This is a genomic window from Anaerotruncus sp. 80 (assembly GCF_009936115.1).
Classification (GTDB): Bacteria; Bacillota; Clostridia; order Peptostreptococcales; family Anaerovoracaceae; genus Senimuribacter; species Senimuribacter intestinalis.
On record NZ_QWES01000017.1, the window covers coordinates 78,292 to 88,743 of the forward strand.

Sequence of the window (10,452 nt, forward strand, 5' to 3'; positions counted from 1 at the left end):
CCTTAAATCATATAAATTATAGCACAAATTTCTCAATTGCCTTTGCTACACCATCCTCAGCGTTGCTTGCAGTCACGTAGTCTGCCATAGCTTTGGTCTCTTCCGTACCGTTAGCCATTGCCACTCCCAAAGCCGCCAGTTCCATCATTTCCCCGTCGTTGGGACTATCCCCCACAGCCATAAGCTCCTCAGGCAATACCCCAAGACGCTCCATGAGAAAAGTCAGCGCCGTGCCCTTGCTGGTATTTACGCCTCCCATTTCGATGTTATGAATAAAAGAAGTCGTCAGAGTCAGATTCGGTATCTGCGCCAGTTCTTCCCGCCATACGGCCTTTTCTTCCAAAAACTCAAAATTCAGGCTGATATTCTCAATTTCGCCCTTGTGTGCCATCATGTAATCTAAAATCTGCGGCACCGGATTTCGGGTATCTCTGATATAAGCTGCGTCACGGTAAGTAGAACCCTCTGCTATAATCTCCTCGTATTCATCCTTGTCAATATAAGCGTGTCCGTCGATAAAAGTTTCCACGGAAATGTGAGTTCTGCCCTTTTGGCGAATCAGTTCGACCACTGCAGTCACTGACTCAGGAGGAAGCAGGTTTTCGTAAATTCGCTCCATGGAGGCAAGTTCTGTAATGTGCGCGCCGTTGGAGGTCACCACGTATTCGAGACCATCTATAGAAAAAAGCTGCTTCGGCAGAGACTGAAAGGTTCTGCCGGTGGAAATAACGATATGCACGCCCTGCTCCATCGCTCTTTTAAACGCTGCTACCGTTCTTTCTGTAATCTTTCCATATGGGTCTAAGGTCGTACCGTCAAGATCCAGCGCGACCATTCTGATGTTCTTATCGTTCATGTCCGTCCCTCAATGCTAAAAATTCCGTGTTGTAAACTCTTACCTTTTTCATATTGCAGCCGCTGTCATGTCCGGGATAGATGGTAATGTCATTCTCCCATTTGTCAATAATCTCCTGTACAGAACGGCGCATATCCTCCTCACTGCCTCCCGCAAGATCGGTGCGTCCAAGGTCTGTATCGAAAATCGTATCTCCGGTAAAGCAGACTCTACTCTTCTGGCTCATCAGACAAATACTTCCCTTGGTGTGTCCCGGCGTGTGAATTACCCGTAAAGTTTCACCTTCAAGGTCGAGGGTCTCTCCATCTTTCAGATGACAATCCACGCTGCCCCGATAAACAAAAGCGTCATCCTCATGCATATAAATCGGGCAGTCCATCGCCTCTGCTACTGTTTCTGCAGCGCCGGTGTGGTCGTGATGCAGATGAGTCAGCAAAACGCCGGCAGGTTTCAAATCCTTTTCACGGATAAATCCAATAAATTTCTTCGGGCTGTAGCCCGGATCTATGATATAGCAGTAGCCGCCCTCCCTTTGGTAAATCACATATCCGTTGCTCAAAAGGGCTCCGCTTACAAAACATTTTATTTTCATATCCTCACTCCTTGAAATTCATTGTATCACAGGTCGCCTTTTGTTGGCAAGTTTTGCACGCGCCTTACTCACAGCAGATGCATGAAAGTTCTAACAAATAAGAGACATAGAGGAACATTGCCAAATTCTTGGTTTTTTTATGTTTTTGTCAATAAGTGCTGAGAAAACAAGGGATTTTCTTGTCATTTCAGGGCACTACTTTGGCAGAATTGACAACTTTCCGTTTTTTTGTCAATTTAGTCAACATTTCAGCCCCAAAACATTGACAAAATTGACAGATTTCCGAATTTCGGTCAATCTTGTCAATGTTAATATAAATAATCGACCGTTTCACCCCAAGATGACCAGCATTCATTGACAAAAATACACAGATGAGCAAGATTTGTCAATATCGGAGGTTGTAAAAGGTTTTCATGTAGCCGTAAAATATATTTGCATCACCTACTTGCAAATTAGAAACATTTGAATTACAATAGGGGTTATGTATATAGGCAAATGCCAATATTTTGATGGAAATGAAGAGGAAATAAGTTATGATGAATGTAGCTATTGTCGGCGCCGGCAAACTGAGTTTTCGCGTTGCGGAAGCCCTGCTGGGCGGAGATTATGCCATTACAATTATAGATAAGAACAACGACGTATTGCAGAAACTTTCTCAGCAGCTTGACGTCATGACAATCAATGCAGATGCCAGAGATATTAGCGTACTGAAGAATCTTGATATCAAGGATTTCCAGTATCTTCTGGCTGCTACAGATAACGATGAAACCAATATGGTCATCGCCTCCTTTGCAAAAAAACTGGGCTGCAGGCGTGTTATTGCAAGGGTCAGAGACCCGGAGCATATGAACCAGTTTGGATTCATCAAGGAAACCATGGGTATCGATTCCATCGTCAACCCTGACCTTTCCATTACGCTGGAAATCTACAAATATCTTGCCGAAAAGTATACCTTGAGCAACGGTATTTTTACCAGCGGCAAAATCGCCCTTATTGAATTCCCAGCAAGAAAATTCAATAAGCTTGTAGGGCTTTCCATTCCACAGGTGCGCGAGGTCATGCCAAATATGCTCATCGCCGCAATTTCCAGAAACGGTAAAGTCATCATTCCGCACGGGGATGATGATATCAGAGAAAGAGACTATCTCTACGTCATCGGCGAAAAAGATCAAATTATCGAGTTGAATAAACGTGTTCACGAAAAAGGCAAGTACACCAATCTGCAGAAAGTTATGATTATCGGCGGTGGAAAGACCGGTTTTTATCTGGCAGAAAAGCTTTCAGAATTTGGGGTTGCTGTAAAACTGGTCGAAAAAAGCATGGAACGGTGCCGTTACCTTTCCACCCATTTGAACAATGTGATGGTGCTTCACAGCGACGGTACAGACATTCCTCTGCTGGAAGAAGAAAATATGAACGAAATGGATGCCTTTGTTACTGCCACAGGCTACGACGAAGAAAATCTGCTGCTGGCTCTAACCGCTAAGCAGCACGGTATTGAAGACGTTATTTCCAAAGTCAGCCACGAAAGCTACAAGGATTTAATTGAGCGTATGGGTGTCGACATGGTACTGAATCCGCTTGATATCACCGCCAGCAATATTTTACGCTTTATTCAGGGCTCCAAGAAAATCATTTCTTCTCTGCTGATTCAAGGACAGGCTGAAATCATGGAAATCGTCGCGCACTCTCATATGAACATGATTGACGTGCCCCTTCACAAGCTGGATCTTCCTGATGGTGTACTCATTGCCGCCATTCACAGAGGACAGAAAGTCATCATTCCTGACGGCAACACTGTAATTAAATGGAATGACAGAGTTATCATTTTAAGCCTGCTTTCCGAAATCGGTGATCTGGAAAAATTACTAAAAAATAAGAATTAGGAGATTCTCATGACTGTAAATTTTAACAGTGTGATTAGAATGATGGGAATGCTGCTGCTTGTCCTTGGCGTAGCCTTCCTGCCTGCCTTTGTCGTGGCGTTGATTTACCACGAAGGTACTGCAGCAAAGAGCTTTCTGACAACGATGTTTCCCTGCTTTCTTCTGGGATTCATTTTAATAAAAACATTCCGCCCTTCTCTAATCCGGCCTAAGGCCAGAGATGGGTTTCTTATTGTATCACTGTGCTGGCTGACCGCTTCTCTCATCGGTGCAGTACCCCTTTGGATCTCCGGCTCCGTTTCAGACTATATCGACGCATTCTTTGAAATCTGTTCCGGATTTTCTACTACAGGCTCTTCTATTTTGACCGACATTGAATCTCTGCCGAAGTCCATCCTTTTTTGGCGTTCCTTTACCCATTGGCTGGGCGGCATGGGGATTATCGTCTTTGCTATGGCGCTGCTTCCTTCTATCGGCGTAGGCGGTCAGCTCATTGCAAGCGCAGAAACGCCAGGTCCTTCTTTGGACAAAATCGCACCAAGATTTTCTGACACTGCAAAAAATCTATATCTGATTTATTTGCTGTTTACTGCTGTTGAAACGCTGCTTCTTCTCTTTGGAGGGCTAAGCTTTTTTGATGCGTTGGTACACACTTTCGGCACCGTAGGAACCGGCGGCTTTTCCTCCTATAACAGCAGTGTTGCTCAGTTCACAAGTCCTTACGTGCAATGGGTCATCATCATTTTCATGGTACTTTGCGGAATCAACTTTAATCTATACTTTATCATGATGAAGCACGGTATCAAGAGAGTTTTTCGGGATTCAGAACTTCGTATATATCTGCTGCTAATCGGTGTAGTTACTGCATTCATCGTGATAAACCTGCTGACATCCGGCACATACCAAAATGTAGGAGACTGCATTAGAGACTCTGCATTTCAGGTAACATCAATTATTACGACCACAGGATACGCCACTGCAGATTACGATATTTGGCCAACTTTCAGCAGAATGCTGATTTTCCTGCTCATGCTGACAGGCGCCTGCTCATCATCCACAGGCGGCGGCGTTAAAATCATTCGTATTCTCGTTTCACTGAAACTGATTCGCCGCGGTGTATCATTGAAGCTACATCCATCCAGAGTCATCACGGTGACACTGAATAAGCGGGAAATTCCAACAGATATGGCAACCGGTATTGCAAATTTTGTATTCTTCTACATCTTTGTTGTATTTACAGGTTCCCTGCTTATCTCTCTCAACGGATTTGATTTGATGACTACCATATCCTCTGTGCTGACCTGTGTTGGCAATGTTGGACCGGGATTTAATCTCATCGGACCTTCCATGAACTTCTCCATGTTCAACGATTTTTCCAAGATGATTCTATCCCTTCTCATGATTGCCGGAAGGCTGGAGTTATTCACTTTCTTTATGCTGCTGTCACCACATTACTGGAATTCAAACAAGGCATAAAGAAGAGTATAAAAGCGATAGATATTAACATATTATAAAGGATTTCATTATGACATACAATGTTCGAGTAATTTTAAAAACCCTTGCGGTAGTTCTTCTCTTTGAAGGAGTAGCAATGCTGCCTCCTATGGCATATGGCATCTATCTTGCCGAGTACAATGCTGCTTCGGCTCTGTTTTTCCCTGCCATTTGCTGTATCTTCGCCGGACTTTTTGTGTATCGTCATTTAAAATACTACACCCTGCAGATTAAATCCAGAGAAAGCTTTTTTGTTGCTTTCTTATGCTGGATTCTGGTCAGCATTGTCGGCACAGTCCCCTATTTCACCGCTAACTGCGGATACAGTCTGATTGACAGTCTCTTTGAGTCCATATCCGGCTGGACTACCACCGGCGCCTGGGTCATTGATGCTACTACCATGCCCCGCAGTTTGCTTCTTTGGAAAGGGATTTCCAACTGGCTTGGCGGCATGGGACTCCTGCTCCTAACCGTCTCCTTGTTCCCGGTTCTTGGTGTACAGGGACAAAAAATGGCCGCTGCAGAAGTTCCGGGTCCTGACTTTGAGAAAATGTCAGCTAGAATCAGCGACACCGCAAAGCTAACCTATCGAATTTATTTCGTGCTGACGCTCATCGAATTTCTCCTGTTGCTGCCAAGCGGACTTGATCCTTTTCATGCCCTTGTCAATACCATGTCTACTATCAGCACTGCAGGTCTTTTGAGCGCAGACAGTGCTTTAAATCTGACCAACGAGACTTATGTGAAAGTCATCTTCACCTTTTTTTCTCTTGCAGGCTCAGTAAACTTCATGATGTATTTTCTGTTGTATTGCAAAAAGTGGAAAATGGCATTCAATATGCTCGAAATAAAAACTTATCTGGCACTCCTTGCCGGAGGCGCACTTGTCATTTCCGTCGTTCTTTACGTAAATGGGCAGTACGAATCTTTCCTTGGAGCCTTTGGAGACGCATTCGCACAGGCAACTGCCTTTGGTGCAACCTCCGGGTATGAAATCGATAACATCAACCTGTGGCCTACTACCTGCAAAATGGTGCTTTTAATCCTCGTCCTTATCGGCGGCTGCGGAAATTCTACCAGCGGTTCCATCAAAGTTATGCGCTTTATCATATACTTTAAAATCATTCTGAGAGGCGTTTACAAGCGAATTCACCCGCGGGCAGTAAAACCTATCATGATTCAGGGAAAACCCGTCAGCGCAGCAACTGCTGCTTCTGTGACAGTATTTGTTCTGATGTACTTCGCTGTATTTATATTCTCATCTCTAGTACTGGCGCTGGAAAATCAAGATATGGAAACAACCTTTTCCACAGTTCTTGCTTGTATCACCAACAACGGCACTGCTTTCGGCGCTATTTCAGGAGGAAATTTCAGCATCTTTTCCGGTTTTGGAAAAATGTATGCCGCCGCTCTCATGCTGGCAGGCAGACTGGAGCTTTACGCAATCATCATTCTCTTCTCTCGTTCTTTCTGGAATTCGGACAGAGCAAGATCGTAAGCAAGAAAACAAAAAGAGTGGTTTTACGCCGCTCTTTTTCTTTCTATCTCATAAATCCTGTCTTTTTGCAAATCCTATGTAACAGGAGGATTCAAAACATGATTGTAAAAGAATTAATGTCTACCAATATTTACTTTGCAAAAATTGATGCTACAATTGCCGATGTTGCTGCCCTGATGAAACAATATGATATCGGTTTTGTACCAATCTGCGACAACAAAGGTTGTCTTTTAGGCGTTGTCACAGACAGAGATATAGTTTTACGCAGCAAATTCGCAAAAATAAGCGACTTTCAAAGCCTTCCCATATCTGAAGTCATGTCCAGCAATATTATCGCCGTGAACGCCGATATGAACGTCCACGATGCCGCTTGCATGTTTTCAGAGAAAAAAGTCCGCAGGCTTCCTGTCCTCGAAAGCGGAAAACTCACCGGTGTACTCACTCTTTCTGATTTAGCCAGAAAAAAACTCTTTCTTGCAGAAGTAGGCGATATCATGGGACATTTAGCAACCAGCAGAAAGTAATCGAAAAAACAATCAAAATTTCAGTATTCATTCAAGTTTTTTTGCGTTTTTTACGTTCTTTTAAAAAAATTCACATATTCTTCATTAAAAATTGCAAATATTCGTTGACTTATTTAACTAATTGTTTTATTCTTATTAGTAAGAAAGGATAGGTGCAGTATGACACAGAGAAACAAAAACAAGAGTAATTTTAAAAAAGGTTCAGTAGAAATGCTTCTCCTTCATCTTCTGAAGGAAGAGGGAGATTGTTACGGTTATCAGCTTTCCCAATTAATTAACCAGAGATCAGGTGGCGTTTTAGTAATCCCAGAAGGTTCTATGTACCCTACCTTGTACAAGCTGATTGACAACAAATACATTACAGATTATAAGAAAACCGTTGGCAAGAGAATGACCCGTGTTTATTATCACCTGGAGCCATCCGGTGAACAGCGTCTGGCTGAATTGATTGAAGACTATATCGAAGTAGCTTCCGCAATCGAAACCATCATGGGTATTAAGAAATAAACCTAATAAAAATATGCTCAACCCAAAAGGACCGGCAGTGTTGTCGGTCCTTTCTTTTCATGGTGTTTTCAGTGTCTGCGCAGATTCCCCCAGTGGCTTGTACGTATAATCCACTTTTTTCCTTTAAATATGCACGCGCAATCGCCTATCAGTCCATTTCTTCACCGAAACTCCTCCTAAATGTGCATATTTTAAGCGTTATTTTAACTTTTACGTACGTTCGTGTACATATATCGAAAGCTTTTTTGATATTTATGCACTGCCTATGCGCAATCCTGTCAGATCCGCAAACAAGCCACCCATTACAGGGTGGCTTGTGATTTTTATTACAGTAATTCTTTTCTGGAAAGGTTAATTCTGTTCTGACTGTCAATTTCGGTAACCTTTACTTTTACCACATCACCGATGTTTACAACATCTTCAACCTTTTCAACTCTTTCTTTTGCCATCTTAGAAATGTGCAGCAGCCCTTCCTTGCCAGGCAGGATTTCAAGGAATGCGCCGAAGTTCATGATTCTGGTAACTGTGCCCTCATAAATTTCGCCGACTTCTACTTCCTTAGTCAGAAGCTCGATACGATGACGTGCTTCGTTGGCGCCTTCCATATCGGCACTGTAAATGCTGACAAGTCCCGGATCATCCTCGGAAATATCGATCTTAACACCAGTTTCATCTACAATCTTATTGATGGTCTTTCCACCAGGTCCGATGACAATTCTAATCTTATCAGGATCAATACGCATCGTAATGCTTCTCGGTGCGTACTTGGACATTTCTTCTCTAGGTGCAGGAATTTCTTCTAACATCTGTTCCATGATGTACATTCTGCCTTCCTTTGCCTGCTGCAACGCCTTTTCCAGAATTTCTCTGGACAGGCCGTGCACCTTAATATCCATCTGAATTGCAGTAACGCCGACTTCTGTACCGGTTACTTTAAAGTCCATGTCGCCCAGAAAGTCTTCCATGCCCTGAATATCGGACAGGATAGCCATCTTGCTGGAACCGTCTTCCTCTACTCTTTCAATCAGACCCATAGCGATACCTGCAACTGGTCTCTTGATTGGAACACCTGCGTCCATCAGCGCCAGGCAAGAGCCACAAGTGGAGCCCATGGAAGTGGAACCGTTGGAAGAAAGTACTTCAGATACCACACGGATTGCATAAGGAAATTCCTCTACAGAAGGAAGCACCGGAATCAGCGCTCTTTCTGCCAGTGCACCATGTCCGATTTCTCTTCTGCCCGGGCTTCTCATAGGTCTTGCTTCACCTACGGAATAGCCTGGGAAGTTATAGTGATGCATATATCTCTTTTCAGTCTGTTCAGTGATACCGTCGATAGTCTGAGATTCGCTTGCCGGTGCCAACGTGCATGCTGAAAGCACCTGAGTCTGACCTCTCTTAAAGAGTCCGCTGCCGTGTACTCTTGGAAGCATCTGGGTTTCGCACCAAATCGGTCTGATTTCGTCCAGCTTTCTGTTGTCCGGTCTGATACCTTCGTCCAGAATCATAGCGCGAACACATTCCTTGGTGATATTGTAAAGAACATTGGCAATATCCTTTTCATTTTCAGGATAAATTTCTGCAAAGTGCTCTTTCGTTTCTACTTCTACTGCATCCATGTTATCAAGTCTTTCCAGCTTGTCTACAGTCTTAATCGCAGTCTTCATCTTGTCTACAGCATAAGCTCTCACTGCTGCATCGATATCCTCAGGAACCTGATAAAGATTTACGTCCTGCTTATCTTTGCCGACCTCAGCAACGATCTCATCGATAAAGTCTACAATCTTCTTAATTTCTTCGTGTCCGTAGAGGATTGCGTCCAGCATTACGTTTTCCGGTACTTCATTAGCACCTGCTTCTACCATCATAATCGCTTCTTTAGTACCAGCAACAGTCAGATTCATTTCGGAAACTGCTCTCTGTTCCAAAGACGGATTGATGATGAACTGTCCGTCAATCATTCCTACCCTTACAGCACCAATCGGTCCTTCCCACGGAATATCAGAAGTGGACAGCGCAACAGAAGCACCAATCATTGCCATAATATCTGTTTCACAGTCGGGATCCACAGACATAACAGTTGCAACAACAACTACATCGTTATAATATCCCTTCGGGAACAACGGACGAAGCGGACGGTCCATCAGTCTGGAACACAGTGTCGCCTTCTCGCTCGGTCTTCCCTCTCTCTTGATAAAGCCGCCTGGAATCTTGCCAGCAGCATACATTCTTTCTTCATAGTCGCAGCTCAGTGGGAAAAAATCGATGTCAGGTCTTGGCTCTTTGGAAGCGCAGGCGGTTACATTGACTACGGATTCACCGTATCTTACCATAACCTGTCCGTTTGCCTGTTCGCAAACCTTGCCAATCTCTAACTGCAGAAGTCTCCCTCCTACTGCTGTTTTAAATGTTCTGTAATCTGTAAATCTTGCCATTTTAATAAACAACTCCTTCCTGTTTATTTTTTCTTACGCTTGGCTTACCTTCGATTGATAAAGATGTTCTGCCGCATGCAGTATTTCAATCCACGCACCCTTATCAATCGAAGGTAACATCTTATTTAAAAAAATGACGGGACCTTCGCCCCGTCAAAATTTCCACTATGGACTACTTTCTTAATCCTAAACGAGCAATCAGGCTTCTGTATCTTTCTACGTCAACATTCTTCAGATACTTCAGCAGATTTCTTCTCTGACCTACCATCTTCAGCAGACCTCTTCTGGAATGATGGTCCTTCTTGTGAACCTTCAGATGCTCGTTAAGATCATTGATTCTTGCAGTCAGAATTGCTACCTGTACTTCCGGAGAACCAGTGTCTCCTTCTTTGGTTGCATATTCTTTGATAATTGCCGTTTTCTGTTCTTTTGTAATCATTTTAAAATTCTCCTTTTCTTAATACGCTTTCACCGAGTTATCGTCGGAGATTCCGTAAAACCAAGTGAAAGTAATTTTCAACTAGATTAGTATATCATACCTACATTCTAATTGCAAGTGTTTAATTTTCATGTCCTTTTTGTCTTCTGCTCCAAAAGTGATAATGTCTTAAGAAAGCGCAAGAGAAAATGTCCCAAAAGGATTCCTAAAAAACACATATC

General features: G+C 43.3%; 9 protein-coding genes. 5 read left to right on the forward strand and 4 right to left on the reverse strand.

Going from position 1 to position 10,452, the window contains the following annotated elements; all coding sequences use genetic code 11:
• Nucleotides 1–16: 16 nt before the first annotated feature.
• The gene (locus D1155_RS09990; protein ID WP_160202255.1) at nucleotides 17–856 is read right to left on the reverse strand and encodes an HAD family hydrolase; all 840 of its coding nucleotides are present in this window, start codon (nucleotides 854–856) and stop codon (nucleotides 17–19) included.
• Entirely contained in the window at nucleotides 846–1,448 is a 603-nt protein-coding gene (locus tag D1155_RS09995; RefSeq protein WP_160202256.1) for an MBL fold metallo-hydrolase, read from the reverse strand. Before D1155_RS09995 ends, D1155_RS09990 begins: the two co-directional genes overlap by 11 nt.
• A 533-nt stretch (nucleotides 1,449–1,981) precedes the next feature.
• Between D1155_RS09995 and trkA the strand changes: the two genes are divergently transcribed.
• From trkA to D1155_RS10020, 5 genes are all read left to right on the forward strand, one after another.
• Nucleotides 1,982–3,334, forward strand: coding sequence for a Trk system potassium transporter TrkA (trkA, locus tag D1155_RS10000; protein ID WP_243151069.1), 1,353 nt, complete (start codon nucleotides 1,982–1,984; stop codon nucleotides 3,332–3,334).
• A 9-nt stretch (nucleotides 3,335–3,343) separates the two neighbouring features.
• Complete coding sequence (locus D1155_RS10005; RefSeq protein ID WP_160202257.1) at nucleotides 3,344–4,810, forward strand: TrkH family potassium uptake protein; 1,467 nt, start codon at nucleotides 3,344–3,346, stop codon at nucleotides 4,808–4,810.
• A 49-nt stretch (nucleotides 4,811–4,859) separates the two neighbouring features.
• Entirely contained in the window at nucleotides 4,860–6,326 is a 1,467-nt protein-coding gene (locus tag D1155_RS10010) for a potassium transporter TrkG (protein WP_160202258.1), read from the forward strand.
• A 98-nt stretch (nucleotides 6,327–6,424) separates the two neighbouring features.
• Nucleotides 6,425–6,850: a CBS domain-containing protein gene (locus tag D1155_RS10015; RefSeq protein ID WP_160202259.1), complete on the forward strand. Its 426-nt coding sequence runs from the start codon at nucleotides 6,425–6,427 to the stop codon at nucleotides 6,848–6,850.
• A 159-nt stretch (nucleotides 6,851–7,009) separates the two neighbouring features.
• Nucleotides 7,010–7,357, forward strand: a complete 348-nt coding sequence (locus D1155_RS10020; RefSeq protein WP_160202260.1) for a PadR family transcriptional regulator — start codon at nucleotides 7,010–7,012, stop codon at nucleotides 7,355–7,357.
• Between the two features lie 326 nt (nucleotides 7,358–7,683).
• On the opposite strand, the gene D1155_RS10025 is transcribed toward D1155_RS10020, so the two are convergent.
• Together D1155_RS10025 and rpsO are read right to left on the reverse strand one after the other, a co-directional pair.
• The gene (locus D1155_RS10025; protein ID WP_160202261.1) at nucleotides 7,684–9,792 is read right to left on the reverse strand and encodes a polyribonucleotide nucleotidyltransferase; all 2,109 of its coding nucleotides are present in this window, start codon (nucleotides 9,790–9,792) and stop codon (nucleotides 7,684–7,686) included.
• Nucleotides 9,793–9,964: 172 nt separating this feature from the next.
• Nucleotides 9,965–10,231 (reverse strand): 30S ribosomal protein S15, encoded by a 267-nt coding sequence (gene rpsO / locus D1155_RS10030; protein ID WP_160202262.1) that lies wholly within the window; start codon nucleotides 10,229–10,231, stop codon nucleotides 9,965–9,967.
• Nucleotides 10,232–10,452 lie beyond the last annotated feature (221 nt).